We start from the raw sequence: 24,970 nt of genomic DNA on the forward strand, positions 1-24,970 counted from the left end.
AATTATTTATTGATATGAAGGGGTTCAAGATACTTTTCTTTTTAACAGTGCTATTCGCCTGCGGAATGGTACGGTCACATGCTCAGATTGCGCTTCAGTATACAGATACCACAACCTGCCCGGGCCAGCCGCTTACGATGTGCGCGGCGTTGACAGGACAGGGAACTAAAATTGATGCTGATGATGAATACAGCTTTGTGATCGATCTGGGATTTCAATTCACTTACTTTGGAAAGCAATACACTAAATGTATCGTATCGGGTAACGGTATGCTGACCTTCGATACGACCATGGCAGGTCAGAGTGGCGCTAACTGGAACTGGGGACAGGCATCCACTGCAGGTTGGAACGGTGTTACCCAGGCCAACAATTCGATTATGGTTACCTTCCTCGACCTTTACCCGGTTAATGCGGGTGTGATCCGTTATCAGCGCTTCGGACAGGCAGGCAGCAGGCGGTTTGTGGTAGAGTGGTGCCGTGTTCCTGTATTCGTCGGTACCTGTGAGCAGCTTTTTGTAACCAGCCAGGTGATCCTGTATGAGGGCAGTAACAATATCGAAATGTATACAACCCATATATCGCCAATGGGCTTTACCGGCCCTTGTCCTTCTGCCTCCCCGTCTAACCTGGGGCAGGTCGTTCAGGGCTTGCGCAATGATAACGGAACGGCCTCCTTTTACCCAGCCAACCGCGATCCGGCGGTAACGGCTACGAACTGGGGTGTGACAGGGATCAACAATGATGGTATGCTGTATACCCCTACAGGCGCAACGACTTATTCCATGAGCCCCATTGCCTTTAACCCATGGCTGATCATCGACTCCATAAGCTCCCCTGATCTGAAATGGTATGCAGAAGGAGAACCCAACCTGCCGATCGGTACCGGTGCCTGCGCTTCTACTGTTACGGATGCCAATATCAACTATTATGTCGTGAACTTTACCGGTAATGCCGGTTGCGATCCTGGTATCCTCACCTTTACGGACACCGTTAGGGTGCACTTCGGTACTTCATATGATACGACCCGGGCCGAGATTTGCGCCGGTACCACCTACAGCTGGTTTGGTCACGACCTTTTCCTGGCGGGGAATTATGATACCTTGCTGAAAACAACTATGGGCTGCGATAGCTTCCTGAGGCTGGAGCTTACGGTAAACCCGCTGCCCGATATGACTTTAAGCAATTTCTCTTCTACACTCGGCCTCTGCGGATCGGACAGCGCCCTGCTGGCTTTGGCCAATCCTGAGCCGACAACCAGCTATCAATGGAACCGTGATGGTTATCCCATACCGGGCGCTAATCTGCCGAAATATGTAGTGCAGGAACCGGGTGTTTATACGGTAACCGCCACTACAAACAAGAATTGTGCGCTCACATCGCAGCAGGTGACAGTAACGATCAATCCCACTCCGGAGGCAAAGATCGAGCCGCTTAACGATGAAATCCTTTGTGCCTACGATACGCTGGAAATGAAAGCGCTTCCGGGCAACATTGCAGCCGGCGATTATTATGATTACCGCTGGTCGCCTGAAAAACCCTTCCGCTTCCTGTCTGGCCCCGATGGTCCTAAAGTAAGAGGCTTGTTTCTGGAACCAACGGAGGTTGTGCTGACGGTATACAATAAATACGGCTGCTATATTACCGATACTGTTCTTGTACGGACCAAGCCCTGCTGCGAGGTGTTTGCCCCTAATGCGTTCTCGCCCAATGGCGACGGGTTGAACGATTATTTCAACCCGCATCTGCAGCCCGGCCAGGTACTGGTATCCCTGCAGATATTTGATCGCTACGGTAAGCTGGTGTACAACAATACCAATATTAAAAAAGGTTGGGACGGCCGCTACAGCAATGGCAGCGAGGCCGGCGCCGAAGTCTACATGTACCTGATGAAGTATACTTGTGCCGACGGCAAGCTCTATGAAAAGAAAGAGTCGGTAACCTTGCTCCGCTGATAAAAACCGGCGTCAGATCAAAAAACTGAAGGGCTTTCCGCAAGGAAAGCCCTTTGTGTATTCATAAATTAGTATAGATTAAAGTGAAAATTATATTCAAGTTATCCCTTCTTTATTTGATAAATGGGCGTCTTTTTAATCATAAAAGGGTATATTCGCTCGAACCAAATGATCCCTGACTATACAATATTTATTTTGCCGATGAACAGACTTTTCCATTGTTTTTTTTGTTTTCTCTTTTTATTTCTTGCTTCAGGTCCTTCAACAAGAGCGCAGAACATTGATCTTTTTGCCGAGCTCGACATGGATGCCCATCCCAATCTCTGCCCGGGCAAAATGTTTGCCGATACCACAACGGACAGCGGACCCAAAGGCGTGTGGAGCATGGGTACTTACGGGCCGGCTTCAGTTTTTGAAAATACGGTGATCTGGTACCTGAACTCAATGAGCCGTTTCCTTACCCCCCACGAGCAGGACAGCCTGGGGACCGGTCCCGGCAGCTACTGGATACAAAAGCTGCTGATCCAGGAAAATGTTGAAGCGCCGGACTACCTGAACCGCGAGACCAACCGGCCGGTTAATGATATCGGCATCCTGCTCGACTGGCGGGCTTATGAGGATGGCATCATCAAATACGTCGCCCCTCCTTATACCGCTGATTCCGCTTACGGCTTTTTTGTACACGTGATCGGCGCCGGCGATGGTCCCGACGAACTGGAAAATGATGACAACGATACCACGAACAACTGGGCGGTAAAGAAGATTGTATGGGGTTGTACCCCGGTATCCATACAGGAATTGCTGAGCCGCGGAGAGAGAAGATCTTTATTACTGTTCCCCAATCCTGCCAGCGACAAGATCAGCTTTGATTATACGACCAGCCGGGCATCTGCTGCCCTGGACATTGTCATCCGGAGCATTACCGGTAATGTGGTGCTGCGCCGGAAGGAGCGCACAGGCGCTGCCGGCGACCACCGGTTTTCAGTCGATCTGGCTGCAGCAGGACTCAGCAAAGGATTGTACCTGCTTGAGGTCAACGACGGGCAGCAGTATGCCTGTGGGAAATTTGCACTTACTCAGTAACTACCAGGCTGCGACAACAGCTCATCACATCAATATCCAACACCCCATCTGTACCGGATGGCTCCGACTAATAAAAGAACTATGAAAAAGCTTTACTATTCCTCTTTTTTCCTCTTCTTCATTTTGCTTTGGAATGCTACCGCTTCCTATGCCAACCACATTCTCGGCTCTGAGCTGCGTTACCAGTTTGTGTCGGCGTCGGGTAGCACGCAAACCTATAAGCTGACCTTTGTTTTCTTTGCCGATTGCAGCCTGGCATCTTCCGGCTCGTTCAGCACGCTGGTGCCCCCTGCTACGCCGAGAATACGGATTGAAGTGTACAAGAATGGTACACACCAGTCCCTGGGCTCCGGTCCTTCGGGCTCCGTATTGCTCGATCCCATAGCGGTCAACTACCAGGAAGAAATTACACCCGTATGTCCCGATGAGGCAAACAATACACAGTGTTCCGTGCCTAAAGGCGATTATCCCGGTGTGATGAAATTTACCTTCGAGGGTACCGTTACGCTTCCGGATACTTCTTCCAACTGGCGTTTCAATTTTGAAGGCGATCATACCAACAACACTGCAGGGCGCAGCGGGCTTATCAACAACCTGGCCGGCACCGGTACGATGTGCATCTATGCCACGCTCAACAATACCATACCCATTATTCCCGATCCGGAGGGCTATTATCAGGATGCAGCAGGCAACTATGTACCTGTATTCCCGCCTTACGATACCACGGGCAAGAACAACTCGCCTTCTTTTACTTCCGATCCCACACCGTTCTTCTGCATTAACCAGCCGACCACCTTCAACCTTGCGGCTATCGACGGCGATGGCGACTCGCTGTCCTTTGCCCTGATCCCGGCGCTGAATACGCCTGTAATGGCCAATGGCACTTATACCAACTGTAACTATGTTGCGCCTTTATCAGGCACCAATCCTATTGCAGCGGCCCCGGGCTCATTCAGCTTCAGCCCCGTCACCGGTCAGACCTCTTTTACCCCCAACGCTATGGTCAATGCCTGCGTGGTACAGCAGGTGAGCGAATACCGGGAAGGAAAGCTGGTAGGGACCAGTATGCGTGAGATGACCTTCATCATGCTCGATAACTGTCCCAACGAAGGCCCGAAAGGACCGGTAACCAATATCAACAACGGAAATGTCGATCCTTCCGATCCCACCAGGATCAACGTATGCCAGGGTATCAGCGGGAATGTGGCCTTCGAGCTGCAGGGCAACGATCCCGATGGCGACAACATCAATATCTTCGCAACCAACCTGCCCGAAGGGGCTACCGCGCCGGTGACCAACAACGGCACGCCCAATCCTGTGCTGCATTTCAGCTGGGATATCGGCGGCTTTGCTCCCGGCGACTATATTTTCTTTGTTACCCTCCGCGACGATGGCTGCCCGGTAAGGGTAACCCAGACTATTGCCTATACAATTACCATACATGAGGCATACACTTCGGGCCGTAACGATACGATTGAGATTTGTAACGGTGAGACCTACGAGTTTTATGGTAACCTGTATTTTAAGACCGGCATCTATGATACCACTTTTAAATCCATCTATGGATGTGACAGTGTGAAGGTGCTGAACCTTAAAGTGAATCCATTGCCCAATATGCTGCTGAACGGCGGCAACGCAGCCGGGGTATGCCCGGGTAACGAGACCTTGCTGTCGCTGGCCCTGCCCGAAGCCGGTACCACTTACCAATGGTTTAAGGATGAATCGCCGATCGCCGGAGAAACGGGACCTGCCTATGCCGCTTCCGATGGTGGCATCTACAGGGTTACTGCCGTCACCGACGAGGGTTGCCGGGATACTTCCAAACGGATCAAGGTCGACCTGTATCCTGCAGCTGAAGCGCAGATCCTTTCAGTAAGCAATAATAACATCTGTGCCGGCGATACGGTTACGCTCAAGGCGCAGGAAGGCGAACGCTACATGTATCGCTGGGCGCCCGAGAAGTTCTTCAGGATGTTCTCTGATGCGGAAGGCAGCACCGTAAAAGGTAAGATCGACTATACCGGTCCTTTGACCCTTACTGTATACAACCGGTACGGTTGCCAGGATACCGCTTCTGTAATGCTGAATACGCATCCCTGCTGCGAGGTCTTCGTTCCTACTGCATTTTCACCCAACCAGGATGGTGTGAACGACTACTTCAACCCGCACCTGCAGCCGGGACAGGTAATTGTAACGATGCGCGTTTACGACCGGTTGGGTAAGCTGGTATACAATAACGGCAATATCGAAAAAGGCTGGAACGGTGCTTATAAGAACGGCGAACCGGCCGCCCTGGATACTTATATGTACTACATCAAGTATTCCTGCACCGATGGTAACAACTATGAAAAGAAAGGGGACGTCGTCCTGCTGCGCTAAGATGCCGAAAATAAAACGCGGTTATCCGCAGAACCATTCTAAATTTGCCGGGCCGGAAGGACCGGCTTTTTTATTTATGATCCTTAAGCGTTTGCAGGCGGTTTTCGCTGCACAGGGGTGGCAGCACAAAAAGATACTGGTAGCGGTAAGCGGCGGAGCGGACAGCATGACTTTGGCTGCGCTGCTGCAACGGATGGGAGCAGAGATTGCCATTGCGCATTGCAACTTCAACCTGAGGGGCGCCGAGTCGGATGCCGATGAGGCCTTCGTCCGCTCCTGGTCGCAGGTAGCGGGCATTCCCGTTCATGTGCAAAAGTTTGATACGCCCGGGCTGCTGAAAGCGCAGGGCGGTAACTTGCAGGAGCTCGCCCGCGACCTGCGCTACGCCTGGTTTGAAACACTGAGGCAGGAGCTGGGCTTCGACCTGGTGGCCACTGCGCATCACCGGCAGGATTCTGTAGAAACCCTGCTGATCAATTTCTTCAGGGGAACCGGCATCGCCGGTTTGCACGGTATCCTGCCACAGCAGGGTAAGGTGATCCGTCCTTTGCTGGCTTTTACAAAGGAAGAGCTGGAGCAATATGCCCGGGAGCATGCGATCCCCTGGAGAGAAGACAGCAGCAACTATAAAGACGATTATACCCGCAATGCCATCAGGCAGCACCTGTTACCTGTGGTGCTCGGTATCTTTCCACAGGCCATAGAGCAGCTGACCGGCAATACGCAGCGTTTCCGGGAGGTAGGGCTGTTGTACGACGAAGCCATCGGCCGCTACCGGAAGAAGCTGATGGAGCAGCGCAGGCAGGATTGGTACCTGCCGGTGCTGAAGCTGCGGCAGGTGCAGGCCCTGGCTACCGTGCTCTGGGAACTGGTGAAGCCGTTCGGCTTTAATGCAGCACAACTACCCGACATACTGCACCTGCTCGATGCAGAAACGGGACGCTATGTGGCTGTACCCGACTACCGCATTATCCGCAACCGGAACTTTCTCATCATTACGGCCCGGCATACAGAAGAAAGCACACATATATTAATAGAAGAAGGGGAGAGTGGGGTAGCTGCTCCTGGCTTTATTCTCAGCCTGAAGCGACAGGTATTCGGTGGAGAACCCGATATGGCTCATATCCGCAAGCTGGAACCGGAGGCGCTGTGTGTGGATGCCGGAAAGCTGCATTATCCGCTGGTGCTTCGTCCCTGGAAGACCGGCGATTACTTCTATCCCCTGGGCAAGCTGCGCAAAAAGAAAAAAGTAAGCCGCTACCTGATCGAGCAGAAAGTGCCTTTGCATGAAAAGGAGCAGGTATGGGTGCTGGAGAGCGATAAGAAGATCGTTTGGGTGGTAGGCCGGCGTGCAGACGACCGGTTCCGGGTGACCGCACAAACGGCGAACTGCTGTTATTTTTCGGTAAAGCCTCAATAAGGCCTATTTTTTGGCCCCTGTAGTCAGCGAAGAAAAAAATGACAGTTTAAAGACGCTAAAATGACAATCGGGGGACGTTTTGATGACATAATCATGACAAACACATATTCAAAATGACAATTAAAAACGCTGAAACCCGCGCCAGTACTGAAAAATTTTTTTTAACGAATGTGTAGAAACTTTGGCGTTCGTGTTGTACTTTTGCCCCCACATTAGCCTAAAAAGGATCGTAAAATAAAAAAATAGTTTACACGTGTCTCTATATTTCAGGTCAAAATCATTTTTCAGGCAGGTAACTTTTGCTGTTCTTGCGCTCATTTTCACTCTTATTTCTGTTGGTTCCGCATCTGCCCAGGACGGCAAAGCCCTGTTCCAGGCCAACTGCGCCAGCTGCCACAACCCCATCAAAGACGCGACTGGTCCGGCTTTGAAAGGCGTGGATAAGCGTGTGCCGAGCAAAGACTGGTTGCACAACTGGGTGCACAATTCCGCTAAGGTGATTGCCAGCGGCGATAAATACGCCAATGAGCTCTACGCCAAGTGGAACAAGACGGCGATGACCGCTTTCCCCAACCTGTCGGAGCAGGAGATTGACGCGATCGTGGCTTATGTGAACAGTGTACCGGATAAGCCTGCAGGACCTGCTGCACCTGCCGGCGGTGGTGGTGGCGAAGAAAAAGACAACACTTGGATGTACACCATCATCACGCTGGGCCTGGCGCTGCTGATCTTCATCCTGACCCGTGTAAACAAGACCCTGAATAAAGTTGCTAATGACAAGCAGGGCCTTCCCTCCAAAAAGGAAACACCGCTGTTCCGCAGCAAAGTAACCATCGCTATTGTTGGTATTATCCTGCTGTGCCTTGCCGGTTACTGGATCGTGAACGGCGCTGTAAACACAGGCCGTCAGCAGAACTACATGCCGAAGCAACCGATTTTCTACTCCCATAAAGTGCATGCCGGCGTTAACCAGATCAACTGCCAGTATTGCCATGCCGGCGCCGAGAAGAGCCGCCAGGCGATGATCCCCTCCACCAACGTGTGTATGAACTGTCACAAGCAGATATCCGAATACACCGGCGAGGAGAAGCTGATCACTTATGAAGGCAAAGAAGTAAACGGTACTGAAGAGATCCATAAGCTGTACAAAGCTGCAGGCTGGGATCCTGAGAAAAAACAATACATCCGCGATGCAGCCGGCAATATCAAAGCCACGCCCATCGAGTGGATCAAGATCCACAACCTGCCCGACCATGTTTATTTCAACCACAGCCAGCACGTTGCTGTAGGTAAAGTACAGTGCCAGACCTGTCACGGCGCAATCCAGGAAATGGATGAAGTGCACCAGGCTGCCGATCTGTCTATGGGCTGGTGTATCAACTGTCACCGCCAGACCGCAGTGCAATTCAAAGAAAACGATTACTACAGCATATTCCAGAAGTACCACGACGAAATCAAATCCGGCAAACGTGAAAAAGTAACTGAAGCTGAGCTGGGTGGTACGGAGTGCCAGAAATGTCACTATTAATCTGGCAGCCGGCGTTCCGGCGCCGGTCATCTGAAGATATTACCTGAGTACGATTTTAAACAAGCATTAAGGTGGGGTATGTGAACGGAGCGCTTTCACATCTGCACATTATCATATTTTCACATCAGACTTATGAGTCAAAAACAATACTGGAAGGGTTTAGAAGAACTGGAGCAAACTCCGGAGCATCAGCAGATCATCGAAAACGAGTTTCAGAATGATCTGCCCGTTTTAGGCTTGAGCGACAAGCTGCTGGATGCGACTACCCCCAGGAGGGACTTCCTGAAATTCCTGGGCTTCAGTACACTTGCTGCTACAGTGGCTGCAAGCTGTGAAATGCCGGTACGCAAAGCAATTCCTTACGCGATCAGGCCCGATGCGGAGCTGCTCACGCCCAGTGTCCCCAACTACTACGCTTCCACATTTGTAGATAACGGCGAATCTGTTTCCGTAATTGTAAAGACCCGTGACGGGCGCCCGATCATGATCGAGCCCAATACGCTCTCTACGATTACCAAAGGCGGTATCAACGCCCGCGTGATCGCCGCAACCTTAAGCCTGTACGATAAAGCCCGCCTCCGTCAGCCCCATGTTTCCGGCAAGTCTGTAGATACTTTCGAAAAAGTGGATGCGCCGATTGCACAGGCCCTTTCTTCCGGCGGCGCCAACTACCTGGTAACCGGTTCTATCGTAAGCCCCACCACTAAAGAAGTGATCAGCCGCTTCCTGGCCAGATACCCGGGAGCCAAACATATCCAGTACGATCCGGTATCTTATTCCGGTATGCTGCTGGCCAATGAAATGAGCTATGGCAAGCGTGCGCTGCCCGGTTATCATTTCGACAAAGTACAGACGGTATTCAGCATCGGCGCCGATTTCCTCGGTTCCTGGCTGAGCCCTGTTGAATTCTCTGCGGCCTTCACCACTACCCGCAAGATCCTGGGTAGGGATGCTAAGAATGCCACGATGAGCAAGCATTACCAGGTCGAAGGTATGATGAGCCTTACCGGCGCCAACGCCGATGAGCGCGCTACCTGCAAGCCTTCTGAATATGGCAAGGTGGCAGCTGCCCTTTACCGCGCCATTACAGGCGGTGCGGCGGTCAGCACCGGTTCGGCCAATGTAGACAAGCTGGTTAAGGCTGCTGCTGCCGATCTGAAAAAAGGCAATGGCCTGGTGGTATGCGGCAGCAACGATGTAAACGTACAGGTGATCGTGAATGCGATCAACAATGCCATCGGCGCCAATGGTACGACCATCGACTGGAACGCGACCACTAATGCAAAACAAGGTATCGATGGCGATATGGTGAACTTTGTGAACGCCCTGGATGCCGGACAAGTAGGCACCGTGCTGTTCCATGGTGTCAATCCCGCTTACGATTACTTCGACAGCGAGAAATTCAAAAAAGCGCTGGCTAAAGCCAAAGTTTCCGTATCCTTTAACGACAGGATGGATGAGACCACCCAGCTGTGTACTTATGCTGTACCTGATCACCACTGGCTCGAAAGCTGGGGTGATGCAGAACCCAGGGTTGGCTACTACAGCTTTATCCAGCCGACCATTGCGCCCCTGTTCAAAACACGCGCCTTCCAGGACAGCCTGCTGAAATGGTCTGGCGCCAGCGAGACTTATCACGATATTTACAACCAGTACTGGGTGTCCAAGCTGGGCGGCCAGGCCAATTTTGACAAAGCCCTCCAGGACGGTGTTGCAGAGCCCTCCTCTCCTTCAATAGGCGGTGCTTCCTTCAGCGGAAATGTTGAAGACGCTATTGCTAAAGCGGCCGCTAAAAAAGGTGGAAAGTACGAGGTGATCGTTTACGAATCCCTTGGCCTGGGCTATGGCGGCGCCTGGAGTAATAACCCATGGCTGCAGGAAATGCCCGACCCGGTAACCAAAGCGACCTGGGATAACTTTATCTGCATGTCGCCCAAAACGGCTAAAGAGCAATTTGACGCTGAGCTGACCGGCATTAACCAGGTGGTACGCGAAAAGCGTATCGCGAAGGTGAAAGTAGGCGGTAAAGAAGTTGCCCTGCCGATAGTTGTGGTACCCGGTATGCACAACGATGTGATCGCTGTTGCGGTAGGCTACGGTCGCGATGCCAAGGTAGGCCGCGCTTCTGTAAACGGTAAGAACACTTACCCGCTGGTAACCTTCAACGGTCAGACCTTCGAGTATGCCAATGAAGCGAGCATCGAAAAAACAAACGATTTTTATCCCATAGCGATCACTCAGACGCACCACAGCTATGAGAATCGCCCCATCCTGCGTGAATATACACTGGCCAGCTTTAAGGAAAATCCCCGCGAGCTGATCGAAGACCGCAAAAAGGAGCTGGAACACTATACCCACCTGCACTGGGAAGGTCATCATCCTGAGGACCCCAATGCAGACGTGGATGAAAAAGCCTTCGAGAAGAATGGTACCATGTACCCTGTGCACGACAAACCCGGTATCAAATGGGGTATGTCGATCGACCTGAACACCTGTACCGGTTGCGCCGCCTGCGTGGTTGCCTGCCAGGCCGAGAACAACGTATCGGTAGTCGGTAAGCATGAAGTGCTGAAATCACAGGAAATGAGCTGGATCCGTATCGACCGTTACTTCAGCGGTAACCCCAACGATCCGGACAGCATCCAAGCGGTATTCCAGCCGATCATGTGCCAGCACTGCGACAATGCGCCTTGTGAAAACGTTTGCCCGGTATCCGCTACCAACCACAGCAGCGAAGGCTTGAACCAGATGGCTTACAACCGTTGTATCGGTACCAAATACTGCGCCAATAACTGCCCTTATAAAGTACGTCGCTTCAACTGGTTCGACTTCAACGGCGCCGACAGCTTTGCCGATAACCTTTACGAGGACGGTCAGCGCGATGATATCAACGACGACCTGACCCGCATGGTGCTGAACCCGGATGTTACGGTTCGTAGCCGCGGTGTAATGGAAAAATGTTCTTTCTGCGTACAGCGCCTGCAGGATGCCAAGCTGGCCGCCAAGAAAGAAGGCCACCCGATGAAGGACGGCGCTGCGAAGACTGCCTGCCAGGTAGCCTGCGCATCCAACTGTATCACTTTCGGTAACGTGAACGATAAAGAGAGCGAGATCTACAAAGTACGTTACGAGGACAATAAAGAGCGCGTGTTCTACATGCTGGAGCAGCTCCACGTATTGCCCAACGTAAGCTACCTGTCCAAGATCCGTAACACCAATACGATTGTGGCCGGTGGTGCAACAGACGAAATGTACAAACAGCATATTTAATTTTTAGGGTTAACAGTCATTATCATTCAGAATAAAAACTTGGATCCGTTTTTGTAGTTTTTACAGATCTGACATCCAATAATTACACGTTATGCATCTTAAATACGAATCGTTTGTTCGGGAGCCCTTGATTAACGGCAATAAGACATACGCTCAGGTAACTGAGGATATCTGTCGCCCGATAGAACAGAAGCCTACAAGACTTTGGTATATGGGATTCATCTTCTCATTGCTGCTGCTGGGCTTTGGTGCTTTCTCTGTAACCTGGGAAGTTTACTGGGGTATCGGCACCTGGGGTATTAACCGTACCGTAGGCTGGGGTTGGGACATCACCAACTTCGTATGGTGGGTAGGTATCGGTCACGCAGGTACCCTCATCTCTGCGATTCTGCTGCTGTTCCGCCAGGGATGGCGTACCGGTGTAAACCGTGCAGCGGAAGCGATGACCATCTTTGCGGTAATGTGTGCGGGCCAGTTCCCCATCTTCCACATGGGTCGTGTATGGAATGCCTTCTATGTATTGCCGCTGCCCAACACCCGCGGCGCCCTGTGGCCCAACTTCAACTCAGCGCTGCTATGGGACGTATTTGCGATCTCTACTTACTTTACTGTTTCCCTGTTATTCTGGTATTCCGGCCTGGTGCCCGACTTTGCTACCATCCGCGACAGGGCCAAGACCAAGCTGCGCAAAAAACTGTATGGTGTTGCCTCTTTCGGCTGGACCGGCACCGCCAAGAACTGGCAGCGTTTTGAGGCCCTTTCCCTGGTGCTCGCAGGCCTGTCTACACCTCTGGTACTTTCCGTACACACGATCGTATCTTTCGACTTTGCTACCTCTGTTATTCCCGGCTGGCACGCCACCATCTTCCCGCCTTACTTTGTTGCGGGTGCAGTATTCTCCGGCTTCGCGATGGTAAATACCCTCCTGGTGCTGGTGCGTAAAATCTTCCGCCTGGAAGATTACATCACCATCGGTCATATCGAGGCGATGAACAAGGTAATTGTACTGACCGGTTCTATCGTAGGTGTCGCTTACCTTACCGAGCTCTTTATGGCCTGGTACAGCCAGGTGGTATACGAGCAGGAAGCATTCAAGTGGCGCGTGCTTGGTCCCTACTGGTGGAGCTACTGGGCAATGATGGCCTGTAACGTGGTATCGCCCCAGTTCTTCTGGTTCAAGAAGCTGCGTCGTAATATCGTGTTTACGTTCCTCCTGTCTATCGTGGTGAATATCGGTATGTGGTTCGAGCGCTTCGTGATCATTGTAACCTCCCTGTACCGCGATTACCTGCCCTCCAGCTGGACTTACTACAGCCCCACCTGGACAGAAATGGGCTTCTATATCGGCACCTTCGGACTGTTCTTTACCTGCTTCTTCCTGTTTGCCAAATACTTCCCGGTTGTCGCTATTGCGGAGATCAAGTTTACCCTGAAAACTTCAGGCGACAATTACAAACGCGAAATGCAGGCCCTGGATGAGAAAACCGTTGAGGAATTTATTCACGTGGCAGAACACGCGCACTAATTAAAAACTAAAAATTAAAAAGTTGAAACAACCTGTTTTTTGACTTTTTGCTTTCTGACTTTTGAATTGATAAGAAATGGCTGTTAAAAAATTTGCAGTAGCCTGTTACGACGACGAAGCGGTATTGTTTCCCGCAGTGGATAAAGTACGCAACAGCGGTTACAAGCTGCACGATGTTTATACTCCCTTCCCCGTACACGGGCTGGACGTAGCGCTGGGACAAAAAGAAACAGATCTGCATATCGCTGGCTTCTGCTACGGTATTACCGGTACAGCTACGGCCCTGGGCTTTATGAGCTGGATCTTTACCAAAGACTGGTCGATCAACTATGGCGGTAAGCCTTTCTTTGCCCTTCCGGCCTTCATTCCCATCACTTTCGAGCTGACGGTAATGTTTGCTGCTGTAGGTATGGTATTGACCTACTGCTACCTGAACCAGATCATGCCCGGCGTAAAGAAGCATATATTTCATCCGCGCCAGACCGACGATCTGTTCGTGATCGTGATGGAGATCACCGATCCTGCTTCAGAAGGAGAGATCGTTGATTTTCTCAAGACGACCGGCGCTATTGAAACCGATGTACAGGTAGCGGAAGAAGGCTGGTGGTACGGCTGGTGGCACAAGGAAGAAAAGTATCAGAACCAAAAACAACTTGCATAGTAAAATTTGCTGATGGGCGCAGCCTATTATTGAATCATAAACATGAAGAAAAAATATTTAGTAACATTAATGGTAGCTGGTGCGGCGCTGTTCGCAGCCTGTAACAGTGGTGATATCCGCCGTAATCCGGGTAAGACCTATGCTCCGGATATGACCTATTCCAGGGCTTACGACGCATACACAGCCAACCCCGTAACGCATAACGGCCTTACCAGCCAGGCGCCGGTAACCGGCACCATTGCCAGGGGCCATGCCTTGCCCGATCACCTTACCGAAAAGGATTCGGCTGCCTATAATGCTTTACAATCGCCTTACCGCTTTTCCGATAAGGAAATGGAAGAAGGGAAGCGTATCTTCAACATTTACTGCGGTATCTGTCACGGTACCGACCTTGACGGCCAGGGACCTCTGTACACCAGTGGCAAATTCGCTTCTATGCCGGCGAACCTGAAGTCCGGTGCTGCTTACCTGACTATGCCCGCCGGTAAAATGTACTATGCGATCATGTACGGTAAGAACATGATGGGCTCCTATGCCGCCCAGCTGGACGTGCACCAGCGCTGGATGGTGATCGCTTATATCAAGAAAGTACAGTCTGAGAATGGCGGCGCACCCTTTACTATGGGTGTCAACAGCAAAGACACAACTGCTGCGGGCATGCCCCTGGTAAGCCTCGTAGCCGGTGGCGTTAAGGACACAGTTAATATAAAGAAATAAGTACGGTACGCAGTACCTTGCCGGCCGAGAACGGCATTATTACATCAAATAATAAAATGCTCCTTTAAGGATTACAATTATGATTACGGATCGTTTTGAAGTACCATCCCGATTAAGAACTACCGGCATTGTATTACTGCTTATCGGTGTACTGGCCCTGGTTGGTGGCTTTGCCACGCTGCTGCCCGGCGCGGAGCACGATCAGGCCCGCTTTTGGACCGTACTGTTGCAAAACAGTGTGTTCTTCCTGTTTGTTTCCGCTGCGTCTATCTTTATTCAGGCTGCTGCCGGTCTGGCGCAGGGTGGCTGGATAGTGGCCTACCGCCGTGTGCCTGAAGCGATTGGCGCCAATGTATGGGTCTTCGGCCTGATCGCACTGATCGTGTTATTTTCGATCGTGTTTGGCCTTGGCGAGCACAATCCTATCTATCACTGGGTGCACCCCCACGGCGATAAAGTACTGGAAGGTAAATCGTCGTTCCTGAACAAAGGTATGTTTGCCGGTTTCTCTATCGTTACGGTAGGCCTCTGGAGCTGGTTCGGCATCAAGTTCCGTTCCATGTCCCTGGCACAGGACCGCGCGCCCCGCAACAGCACTAAGATCTATTGGAAAATGGTGGCCATGAGCGGCGCATTCCTCTTTGTATATGCATTGAGCATGATGAGCACTACCCCCTGGTACTGGATCATGAGCATTGATGCCCACTGGTATTCCACCCTGTTCAGCTGGTATGTATTCGCCAGCTCCTTCGTAAGCGGTATGGCATTGATCCTGCTGTGGACCGTATACCTGAAGAACCGCGGTAATCTGGAATTCGTAACGAAAGAGCACATGCACGATCTGGGTAAATTCATGTTTGCCTTCAGCATCTTCTGGACTTACCTGTGGTTTGCACAGTTCATGCTGATCTGGTACGCCAACATCCCAGAGGAGACTACTTACTTCAAGATCCGTATGCAGGGTCCTTATGCCTTCTTCTTCTGGGCCAACCTGATCCTGAACTTTGTGCTGCCTATCCTGATCCTGATGGCGCGTCCCAGCAAGCGTAACTACTTTACGATCGTGTTTATGGCGATGACGATCATCTTCGGACACTGGATCGACTTTTACGTAATGACCATGCCCGGACCGCTGCAGCAGCACTGGCACCTGGATTGGTACGAGCTGGGCATTGTATGTGGGTTTATCGGTATCATGATCCTGACTGTTTCCAAGACCCTGGCCAAGGCCGACCTGGTTCCCGTGAACAACCCGTTCCTGAAAGAAACTTTGATCCATATCAGCTAAGCATTGCCGGCCTTTTTGCCGGTACTGCTGAAAGAAAACATTTAAACAAAAACAGCCTTTTCAAAAGGCCGGAGTACATAAAATAAAATAAGCAATGTCGGGATTAATTGTTACCGCCTTAGTTGTTCTGGTTTTTATCGTCATTTATCAGATTGCAAAAGCCAGCGAATTAGCAACCATTCTCCGCGGAGAAGAGAAGGTAAAATCGCAAACCAACCGCCTGATGGCCTGGTTGATGGTTGCCTTCTTCATCCTGGGTATGATCGGCATTTTCAAATGCCATGAATCCCTCGCGGATAAAATGCTGCCCGAATCGGCTTCTGTACAGGGCGACCATTACGATACCATGCTCATCGTTACCTTAGCGCTGACCGGCTTCGTATTTTTCGTAACCCAGATCCTCCTGTTCTATTTTATTTACCGCTACCAGTCTACAGAGAACCGTAAGCCTTATTTCTATGCACACAACAACCGCCTGGAAGTGCTGTGGACAACTGTTCCCGCCCTTGCCCTGGTTGTGCTGGTCGTAATCGGTCTGAAGAACTGGTTTACCATCACCGATAAGGCACCCGATAATGCAATGGTGGTGCAGGTAATGGGTAAGCAATTTAACTGGCTGATCCGCTACCCCGGCGCTGATGGCGTATTGGGTAAGACCGACTTCCGCCTGATGAACGATGCCAACAATGTAATGGGGCTCGACTGGAACGATCCTGCTGCAAAAGACGATATCATTATTGAAAATGGTGAAATGCACATCATCAAGGATAAACCGGTTCAGCTGGTGATCAATAGCCGCGACGTGATCCATGATGTGGGCCTGCCGCACTTCCGTATGAAGATGGATGCTGTGCCCGGTATTACGACGACCATGTGGTTTACGCCCAAGTTCACGACCGATGAGATGAAGGCTAAAACCAACAATCCGAAATTTGTGTATGAGATCTCCTGCGACCAGATGTGTGGTAAAGGTCACTATTCCATGAGGGGTACTGTGATCGTGCAAACAGCCCAGGAGTTTAAGGAATGGCTGGATAAGCAGCCGGCTTATTATGCCAATGTGCAGAAAGCGGCTGCACCTGAAGCCGCTCCGGCTGAAGGCGCAGCTCCTGCTACCCCCCCGGTGGGCGATTCAACTGCCCATAAAGCGGCAGAAGGCGCGACAGCCCACAAATAAAAGACCGGGAGAACCGGCAGGAAGCCGTAATTTTGTAGCCGCTTCCGCAGATGGAGTAACCACCGTTTTTCTTTTTACAAATTGATTGCCCCTTGTTCAAAGGGCCGGAAATATAAAAATACAATGAGTCACGAAGCAACAACCGGAAATGCGCATGTAGCGCACGCTCACCTGGATTCACACGGACATGCGCATGCGCACGGCCATGAACACCATGAGCAGCACTTCATCACGAAGTGGATCTTCAGCCAGGATCACAAAGTTATTGCCAAGCAATACCTGATCACCGGTATCATCTGGGCTATAGTCGGCGCTTTATTCTCCGTTTTCTTCCGTCTGCAGCTGGGTTTCCCCGAAGACACTTTCCCCATTATGGAAAAGTTCCTCGGCCACTGGGCTAAGGGCGGTAAGCTGACCCCTGAATTTTACTATGCACTGGTTACCATGCATGGTACCATTCTCGTGTTCTTCGTACTGACCGCAGGTTTGAGCGGTACCTTCAGTAACTTCCTTATTCCCCTGCAGATCGGTGCGCGCGATATGGCATCTCCTTTCATGAACATGCTATCTTACTGGTTCTTCTTTATTTCCAGCATCTTCATGTTCGTTTCCCTGTTTGTACAAACCGGTCCTGCTGCCGGTGGCTGGACGACCTATCCTCCCCTGAGCGCGTTGAAAGAAGCTTCCCTGGGTTCCGGACTGGGTATGGACCTCTGGCTGATCAGTATGGCCCTGTTTGTGGTATCGCAGCTGCTTGCCGGTCTGAACTATATTACCACCATCCTGAACATGCGGACCAAGGGTATGAAGATGACCCGCATGCCGCTCACCATCTGGGCGCTGTTCTTCACCGCCGTTCTGGGTGTATTGTCTTTCCCTGTGCTGCTTTCCGGTTTCGTGCTGTTGATCTTCGATCGTCACTTCGGCACCAGCTTCTATCTTTCCGAGATCTTCATCGGCGGCAAAGCCTTGTCTCATATCGGTGGTTCGGCCGTATTGTACCAGCACTTGTTCTGGTTCCTGGGTCACCCCGAGGTATATATCGTAATGCTTCCCGGTATGGGTATGGCCTCGGAGATATTGTCTACGCATAGCCGTAAGCCCATCTTCGGTTACCTGGCGATGATCATCTCCCTGACCGGTATCACCGCCTTGGCTTTCGTAGTATGGGCGCACCACATGTTCGTTACCGGTATGAGCCCCTTCCTTGGTGGTATCTTCGTGCTGCTGACGCTGCTGATCGCGATCCCTTCGGCGATCAAGGTGTTCAACTGGCTGACGACCATATGGAGAGGTAACCTTAAGTTTACCGTACCGATGATGTTTGCCCTGGGCTTTGTTTCCCTGTTCATTTCCGGTGGTCTTACCGGTATCTTCCTGGGTAACTCCGCACTGGACATTCACCTGCACGATACTTACTTCGTTATTGCCCACTTCCACCTGGTAATGGGTGTGAGCGCTTTCTTCGGTATGTTTGCCGGTATTTACCACTGGTTCCCCAAGATGTTCGGTCGCTTTATGAACAATACCCTGGGCTATATCCACTTCTTCGTTACGCTGGCCGGTGCTTACCTGATCTTCTGGCCCATGCACTATGAAGGCTTTGCCGGTATGCCCCGCCGTTACTACGATTACAGCGCCTGGGAGTCCTTTAAGCAGTTTGGCCACCTGAACGCCTTTATCAGCGTAGTGGTGATCATCGTATTCTTTACACAATTACTGTTCGTATTCAACTTCTTTATCAGCATCTTCAAGGGACGTAAGGTGACCAACCCGAATCCCTGGGGCTCTACTACCCTGGAATGGACAACACCGCTGCACCCCGGTCATGGTAACTGGGAAGGCGATATTCCTGAAGTGCACCGCTGGCCTTATGATTACAAAGATGATGGTCAGGGTAACGACTTCATCCCGCAGCACATTCCGCTGAGACCCGGAGAAGAAGAACATTAGTCATAATATTGAGCGCCGTTCCGCAGGAGCGGCGCTCTGCTTTTGTAAATACTTGCTGACATTCACAAACAAGCAGGCTATAAGGCCTACCTTTGCGGGTTAAATTCCCGTTTATGCGTTCTCTTTTCCTGTCTCTCTTCCTGCTCAGCACATATTGGAGCATTGCCCAGGTAGCCGGTACCGATTATAAGCTTTATGACAGCCGTCTGAAAAAGGAAACAACAGTAGAGGCCATCGCTGCAGGTATCGGCAGCGGGGAAGTGCTGGTATTCGGCGAGCAGCACGATGATTCGATAGGCCACCTGATGGAGCAGAAGGTGCTGGAGGCGCTCTATGCCAGGCAGGGCGCTGAAGTAATGCTGGCCATGGAAATGTTTCACCGCGATGTGCAGTACATAGTGGACGAGTACCTGGCAGGGCTCATCAGCGAAAAGAATTTTATAAAGGAGGCGCGGGCCTGGGACAGCTATAAAACGGATTACCGGCCCTCCGTCGAATTTGCCAAAGAAAAGCAATTGCAGGTGATTGCCGCCAACGCTCCTTCGCGCTATACCAATATGGTGACCCGGAAGGGCCTTTCTTCGCTGAATGCGCTCAGCAAGGAAGTAAAGGACCGCTATATTGCACCATTGCCGGTCGATACGGTCACCGGGGTGTATTACGATAAGTTCCTGGAGGCGATGGGCGGCCATACCACACCCGGTATGAACCTGTTCCAGTCGCAGAATTTCTGGGACGCGACCATGTCCTGGTCCATTGCCGAAGCCTTGAAGAAGAAAAAGAAAGGGGTAGTGCTGATGTTCAACGGCCGCTTCCACAGTGACAATCACCTGGGCCTGGTGCGGCGGCTGGAGCTTGATTACAAGAAGAAGGTGACGACGATCAGCAGCTTCGCCGCTGCCGATTTCGCCTCGCCCGACTGGAGCAAATATGTTGCGCAGGGCGATTATATCCTCATTACCGCCGGCCACCCTGAGCAGGAATAAAAAAGATAAGATACAGGCTATTAGCTTCTCCTTTAGGAGGCGGGAACAGCGGCAGCAGGCGCTATCAGCGCTGCCTCGAAAACATGTGCGAATTGCCGGGCAAATACCTGCTTCACTCCCTCCTCGTCTACCTTGCGGCCCAGTTCCTGCTTCATGCTGGTCACCCCTTTATCCACGATGCCGCAGGGCACGATATAATTGAAATAGTCCAGGTTGGTATTCACATTGAGCGCCAGGCCATGAATGGTGATCCAGCGGCTGCTTTTTACGCCCATAGCACATATTTTACGGGCTTGGGGCGTATCGGCATCCAGCCATACCCCTGTCGATCCCGGCAGCCTTCCGGCTACAATGCCGTACTCCTGCAAAGTGAGGATAACAGCCTCTTCAAGGGTGCGCATGTAGCGGCCCAGGTCGGTAAAGAATTGCTCGAGGTCCAGCACAGGGTAGGCCACCATTTGGCCGGGACCATGATAGGTAATATCGCCGCCCCGGTTGGTCTTGTAAAAAGTGACTTCCAGGTCCTTCATGCGCTGGTCATTGATCAGCAGGTTTTCGGGGATGCCGCTTTTCCCAAGCGTGTACACATGCGGATGCTGACAGAGGAAGAGGTAGTGCGCTATCGCTTGCTCCAGCGCAGCCGTTTCGCCGTGAAAGCGGGCCGATTTGATATCCAGGCCTGCTTTCAGGTATTGTTCCTGCAATGCCCAGGCTTCACCGTATTCAATGGTGCCCAGGTCCTTTAATATTACCGTCTTCATAAGCGTCGATTTGTCTTCTGCCGGAGGGCAAAATTACGGATAAATACGAAGATCGTCCGGCTGCGGTGCTGCAAATGTAAACAGAGCTGCCCGGTTCGGAGGGCAGCTCTGTTTTATAGCGGTATTTATATCGTTGATGGATGCGTTTATTCGCTGATGCGCATACCGGAGAAATAGCAATTCTGGCGCGTGTTCACTTTTTTATTGATGGTTTGCATGTACAGCTGCAGCAGGTTGGCATCGACACGCATATAGGCATTCACTTCCACATCGTCGTCGCTGTAGGTATAGAAGCGGGTCTCTGGCGTTTCGGCAGTGCCTTTGTAGCCCAGCAGCGCTGTATTACCCGCACCCAGCTTCAGCAGTATCTGGTTAGGCTCGGAAACAAGGGTAATATTCACCGTATCGGCCAGGATGGGGAAATTGTTGCAGCGGGTGCTGCCGGCCCATTTGCCGAGGAAGCGGCTGGAGGTCTTGATCTCACACTCCGCGCCTTCGAATCCTACAGGACATTGGCAATAACCATCGCTGCAGCTGCCGCCGTTCTTACAGGCGAGGTCGGTGCAGGGGTCTTTTACACAGGAGTTGAGCAGCACCATACTGGCGATCGCAAAAAAGCAGAAGACAGTAACGAGTATGGATTTCCAGTTTTTCATATTACGCTGTAAAATTTTCTTATAGATGGATGTCCGTTTAGGTTGAAATAGGCTGTTAAGATACAAAATAAATTGAAAAGGCAAGGGGAAAGCCTGAAATTATTTAAGGGCGATACAAGAGAAGTCAAGTTTGAAAACTTGACTTCTCTCTGCATGGCGGGAAAGCGCTATTCCACGCCTTTGTCCCGGCGGGCAGCCGTTTCCGCTGCTTTCATATCCCGCGTATTTTTCTGAACAGCAATAGCGCCGAAAATGCCCAGCACATAGGACATCGCATAGAAGCCTTTTTCACTTTTGCTCAGCTCCGCATGCCATAAGCCCACGGTAAGCAGCACCAGGCAGAGGATTACACAGAACCAGGAAAGGCCGTAATAGATAGGAGTAACGGGAATACCCTCCAGCTGGTCGCGAACGGCCTTTTGTACGGAAACCGCGGAGAACAGCCCAAACATAAGCACCGTAAAATAATATCCTTTTTCGTTCAGCTGCATCTCGGCGTTCCATAAGCCAATGATGAATGCCACGATACCGGCGAGCAGCGCAACCCAGGAAGCAGCCATAAAGGCGGCTGAGGGCTGTAAAGATGTTTTTTGTTCCATAACGAATGAATTATGGAAGCAAAGCTATCGAGGAGGAAAAACATATCTTTTGATATTGGTCAAAAAAACGGGCGGCCTAATGGGCAAGCCGGCTGCGCACTCTGCTGAGCGTTTCCTGCGACATGCCCAGGTAAGCGGCTACATAGCCCAGCGGCACTCTTTCGATAATGTGCGGTGTACGGTCGAGCAGGTCTTCGTAGAGCTCGGACGCAGACTTAAACTGGGCGTTCACATACCTTTCCTCGAGGCGGATGTAATATTGTTCGTAAGCCATGCGCAGCAGGCGCTCGGCCTTGTGATGGCTGGCCAGCAGCCCGTTCAGCCTGTCTTTCGATATAGACCATAGCCGGCAATCCTCGATCAGCTGTATGTTCTCGATGGCCGGCTGCTGCGTGATAAAGCTGTGGAAGGAGGTGACGAAATCATTTTCAAAGCCGAACCAGTGGGTGACTTCCCTGTCCTCTACCTGGTAAAAGCCGCGCAGGCAGCCTTGTTCCAGGAAATAGAGGTGACGGCAGGTCTTGCCTTCCCTGATAAGATAGTCGCCTTTGGACAAGCTTACCTGCTGAAAGCTTTCCTGCAGGGCTACCTGCAGCTCGGGGTTGAGATCATAAATGTTTTTCAGATGCTGTAATAACCTTTCCATCGGCGGGACAATAAAGGCGGAAAATAAAACAAAAAAATGAGGCCGCTTCTTTTTGGAAGCGGCCTCTGCAATATGGGATAATCTATCCGATTAATGATGGTGGTGGTGCGAAGGCGCCAGCTTGGAGAATTCTTCTTCGCTTACTTCTTCCTGCTTCACCTCCATAACCTCTTCGAGCCTGGCAAACAGCTTGTCGAACAGCAAGCGGCGGTAAGTCTCGTCCATGGTCTTCTCTTCTTTTGCCATCTTCTCCATATAAGAAGCCATCCAGGGGGCATCTTCTTCTGATTGAAGACCAAAATAGGCCATTACCTTGGCTTTGATATCGTCCATTACTTCGTCGTAAGAAACCTGGATATCGTTGTCGCGGATCAGCTTGTCGGAGATCAGCGTCCAGCGCAGCTGGTGATCAAAGGAAGGATATTCCTTTTCCACTTCTTCTTCGGTCTTCTCTTTCTCACCGCCCCTCTTCAGCCACAGCTTCAGGAAATCCACGGGCAGGTCGAGCGGCGTCTCGTGTACCAGCAGCTCAAACAGCTCGTTCTGGATGCGCTCTTTGGCAATACGGTCAGTTTCCTTTTCCAGCTCCTGTTTTACTCTTTCCCTGAACGCAGCTTCGTCCTTGATCTCTGCGCCGGGGAAGGCTTCCGCATAGAACTCTTCGTTCATCTCGCGCGGGATCAGGCGGCCGATCTTAGTCAGGGTAAGCTTGTAATAATGGTTGGGCGCTTCGGCGTCGTCGGCCTTGCGCAGCGCGCTTTTCATGAACTCGGGCAGCTCTTCGGCTGTGCACTCTTCGGCGGGCTTGAATACGATAGTGCCTTCGGGCTTGATGCCTTTCAGCTTTTCGGCCAGCTTCTTGGGCATTTGCTCCAGGGTAACCACGTCTTCCGTTTTGGCCGCATCTTCCGCTACGTTGCCATCGGCGTCGCAGGCTTCGTAAGTGGCATAAACGATATCGGTATCTTTTTCGAAAGATTCGGGATTTTCCACCTTACCGGCACGGCGGGTGATGTTCTCAGTCTCGTCGTTGACCAGCTTGTCGCTTACCTGGATCTTGTAGCGGGTCACGCTGCCTTTCTTGTTCAGCGGCGTGATCTCGAAGTCGGGCTTCAGGCCGATCTCGAAAGAGAAATCAAAATCGGAAGGCTGGTTCATGTCAAACTTCAGCTCGCGGTTTTCCATAGCCACCGGCTGTGCAAAGATCTCGGGCTTATGCTCGGAGAGGTAGTTTTGCAACTCACGATTGGCACTGTTCAGCACTTCTTCCACGAATACAGACTGGCCGTACATTTTACGCACCATGCCAACAGGTACGCTGCCTTTACGGAAGCCCGGTATGTTGGCATTCTTACCATATTTTTTCAAAGCACTCTCAAAAGAAGGGAGGTAATCTTCTTTGGTAATTTTCACCACCAGTTTATCGTGGAGGTTACCGATGGATTCACGAGTTACCGTTGCCATGTTTATAATTTTTAAAAGGTTGTCTTGCTGTTATTTATTAAAATTTATACTCAAGAAAAAACAAAACCCCGCTCTCATGCGGGGCTCTTATCTTAGTGCGGGTGGAGGGACTCGAACCCCCAAGCCTCGCGGCACTAGATCCTAAGTCTAGCGTGTCTGCCAATTTCACCACACCCGCGCCTCAAAAAAGGAGTGCAAAAGTACGGATAATCTTGGAAAACCAAGCATATAGAAGATTTTTTTTAAGCGCTGCGGGAACGCTCATTCTACCAGCCCCAGCAGCAGTGCAGCCTTGGCCAGCCCTACATTATTGCTGACCTCCAGCTTCTTGTGTAAATTAAAGCGATGGGTCTCCACGGTACGCAGGCTCAGGAAAAGCTTATCGGCGATCTGCTGGCTGGTCAGCTCGGCCACGATCAGTTGCAGGATTTCCTTTTCACGGCTGGTGAGGTTGGGCGACCTGCCGGGTGTATGCTTTTTCTGGTGCAGCACATTGTAGAACATTTGCTCCTTGAGCGAAGGCTCGATATATTCCTGTCCGTTGTACACCTGCTCTATGGCGTGCACCAGCGATAGCTTGTCCGTATTCTTCAGCACATAGCCCTTGCAGCCCTGTCTTATCATCGAGCGGACATAGATGGGCGCATCGAGGCTCGTCAGGGCTACGATCTTTATATCGGGATACAGACGGCGGATAATGGGCACAAGCTCGGTACCTTTCTGGTCGGGCAGCAGTATGTCGAGCAGCAGCACATCGGGCTGCTGCTGCGTAAGGCCCTCCATCAGCGCTGCCGCTGAAGTGTAAGTCCCTTTTACCCGTATCGAGGACGCCGACAGCAGCATATTTTGCAGGCCTTCTATAGCAAGGGGATGATCGTCGGTAATAGCAACAGTGATGGGCATGA

The 24,970-nt window shown here is 51.3% G+C and carries 19 protein-coding genes and 1 tRNA gene; 13 read left to right on the forward strand and 7 right to left on the reverse strand.

Annotated features, from left to right (window positions below; translation table 11 throughout):
• Positions 1 to 65 precede the first annotated feature (65 nt).
• From DZC79_RS02015 to DZC79_RS02075, 13 genes are all read left to right on the forward strand, one after another.
• Positions 66 to 1,952 carry a T9SS type B sorting domain-containing protein gene (locus DZC79_RS02015; RefSeq protein WP_157976859.1) on the forward strand — a complete coding sequence of 629 codons (1,887 nt, stop codon included), beginning with the start codon at positions 66 to 68 and terminating at the stop codon, positions 1,950 to 1,952.
• 201 nt (positions 1,953 to 2,153) lie between these two features.
• The gene (locus DZC79_RS02020; RefSeq protein ID WP_157976860.1) at positions 2,154 to 3,035 is read left to right on the forward strand and encodes a T9SS type A sorting domain-containing protein; all 882 of its coding nucleotides are present in this window, start codon (positions 2,154 to 2,156) and stop codon (positions 3,033 to 3,035) included.
• An 81-nt stretch (positions 3,036 to 3,116) separates the two neighbouring features.
• Complete coding sequence (locus tag DZC79_RS02025) at positions 3,117 to 5,414, forward strand: T9SS type B sorting domain-containing protein (protein ID WP_157976861.1); 2,298 nt, start codon at positions 3,117 to 3,119, stop codon at positions 5,412 to 5,414.
• Between the two features lie 76 nt (positions 5,415 to 5,490).
• Positions 5,491 to 6,834 (forward strand): tRNA lysidine(34) synthetase TilS, encoded by a 1,344-nt coding sequence (tilS, locus tag DZC79_RS02030; RefSeq protein ID WP_198666732.1) that lies wholly within the window; start codon positions 5,491 to 5,493, stop codon positions 6,832 to 6,834.
• A gap of 253 nt (positions 6,835 to 7,087) precedes the next feature.
• Positions 7,088 to 8,362 (forward strand): c-type cytochrome, encoded by a 1,275-nt coding sequence (locus DZC79_RS02035; protein WP_232831735.1) that lies wholly within the window; start codon positions 7,088 to 7,090, stop codon positions 8,360 to 8,362.
• Between the two features lie 132 nt (positions 8,363 to 8,494).
• Positions 8,495 to 11,632, forward strand: coding sequence for a TAT-variant-translocated molybdopterin oxidoreductase (locus tag DZC79_RS02040; protein ID WP_118949868.1), 3,138 nt, complete (start codon positions 8,495 to 8,497; stop codon positions 11,630 to 11,632).
• A 211-nt stretch (positions 11,633 to 11,843) separates the two neighbouring features.
• A complete protein-coding gene (gene nrfD, locus DZC79_RS02045) occupies positions 11,844 to 13,157 on the forward strand; it encodes an NrfD/PsrC family molybdoenzyme membrane anchor subunit (RefSeq protein ID WP_232831736.1) in 1,314 nt (437 codons plus the stop codon).
• A 76-nt stretch (positions 13,158 to 13,233) separates the two neighbouring features.
• Complete coding sequence (locus DZC79_RS02050) at positions 13,234 to 13,818, forward strand: DUF3341 domain-containing protein (protein ID WP_118949870.1); 585 nt, start codon at positions 13,234 to 13,236, stop codon at positions 13,816 to 13,818.
• A 42-nt stretch (positions 13,819 to 13,860) separates the two neighbouring features.
• Positions 13,861 to 14,535 carry a c-type cytochrome gene (locus DZC79_RS02055; protein WP_118949871.1) on the forward strand — a complete coding sequence of 225 codons (675 nt, stop codon included), beginning with the start codon at positions 13,861 to 13,863 and terminating at the stop codon, positions 14,533 to 14,535.
• 79 nt (positions 14,536 to 14,614) lie between these two features.
• Positions 14,615 to 15,823 carry a quinol:cytochrome C oxidoreductase gene (locus tag DZC79_RS02060; RefSeq protein WP_118949872.1) on the forward strand — a complete coding sequence of 403 codons (1,209 nt, stop codon included), beginning with the start codon at positions 14,615 to 14,617 and terminating at the stop codon, positions 15,821 to 15,823.
• Positions 15,824 to 15,917: 94 nt separating this feature from the next.
• Positions 15,918 to 17,000: a cytochrome c oxidase subunit II gene (locus tag DZC79_RS02065; RefSeq protein ID WP_118949873.1), complete on the forward strand. Its 1,083-nt coding sequence runs from the start codon at positions 15,918 to 15,920 to the stop codon at positions 16,998 to 17,000.
• Between the two features lie 123 nt (positions 17,001 to 17,123).
• Positions 17,124 to 18,953, forward strand: coding sequence for a cytochrome c oxidase subunit I (locus DZC79_RS02070; RefSeq protein ID WP_118949874.1), 1,830 nt, complete (start codon positions 17,124 to 17,126; stop codon positions 18,951 to 18,953).
• Between the two features lie 113 nt (positions 18,954 to 19,066).
• On the forward strand, positions 19,067 to 19,939 hold the full coding sequence (locus tag DZC79_RS02075; RefSeq protein WP_118949875.1) for a ChaN family lipoprotein: 873 nt from the start codon (positions 19,067 to 19,069) through the stop codon (positions 19,937 to 19,939).
• A 32-nt stretch (positions 19,940 to 19,971) separates the two neighbouring features.
• Here DZC79_RS02075 and lipB read toward each other — a convergent pair whose 3' ends face one another.
• The 7 genes from lipB to DZC79_RS02110 form a co-directional block, all read right to left on the reverse strand.
• Complete coding sequence (gene lipB, locus DZC79_RS02080) at positions 19,972 to 20,700, reverse strand: lipoyl(octanoyl) transferase LipB (RefSeq protein WP_118949876.1); 729 nt, start codon at positions 20,698 to 20,700, stop codon at positions 19,972 to 19,974.
• Between the two features lie 146 nt (positions 20,701 to 20,846).
• The gene (locus DZC79_RS02085) at positions 20,847 to 21,356 is read right to left on the reverse strand and encodes a calcium-binding EGF-like domain-containing protein (protein ID WP_118949877.1); all 510 of its coding nucleotides are present in this window, start codon (positions 21,354 to 21,356) and stop codon (positions 20,847 to 20,849) included.
• A gap of 167 nt (positions 21,357 to 21,523) precedes the next feature.
• Positions 21,524 to 21,955 carry an inner membrane protein YiaA gene (gene yiaA / locus DZC79_RS02090; RefSeq protein WP_118949878.1) on the reverse strand — a complete coding sequence of 144 codons (432 nt, stop codon included), beginning with the start codon at positions 21,953 to 21,955 and terminating at the stop codon, positions 21,524 to 21,526.
• A 76-nt stretch (positions 21,956 to 22,031) separates the two neighbouring features.
• Entirely contained in the window at positions 22,032 to 22,601 is a 570-nt protein-coding gene (locus DZC79_RS02095) for a Crp/Fnr family transcriptional regulator (RefSeq protein WP_118949879.1), read from the reverse strand.
• A gap of 90 nt (positions 22,602 to 22,691) precedes the next feature.
• Complete coding sequence (locus tag DZC79_RS02100; protein WP_118949880.1) at positions 22,692 to 24,065, reverse strand: trigger factor; 1,374 nt, start codon at positions 24,063 to 24,065, stop codon at positions 22,692 to 22,694.
• A 96-nt stretch (positions 24,066 to 24,161) separates the two neighbouring features.
• Positions 24,162 to 24,243: transfer RNA gene (locus DZC79_RS02105), tRNA-Leu, on the reverse strand.
• A gap of 83 nt (positions 24,244 to 24,326) precedes the next feature.
• Positions 24,327 to 24,968, reverse strand: coding sequence for a response regulator (locus DZC79_RS02110; RefSeq protein ID WP_118949881.1), 642 nt, complete (start codon positions 24,966 to 24,968; stop codon positions 24,327 to 24,329).
• Between the last annotated feature and the right edge of the window lie 2 nt (positions 24,969 to 24,970).

The sequence above is a fragment of the Taibaiella helva genome (assembly GCF_003545695.1).
Classification (GTDB): domain Bacteria; phylum Bacteroidota; class Bacteroidia; order Chitinophagales; family Chitinophagaceae; genus Taibaiella; species Taibaiella helva.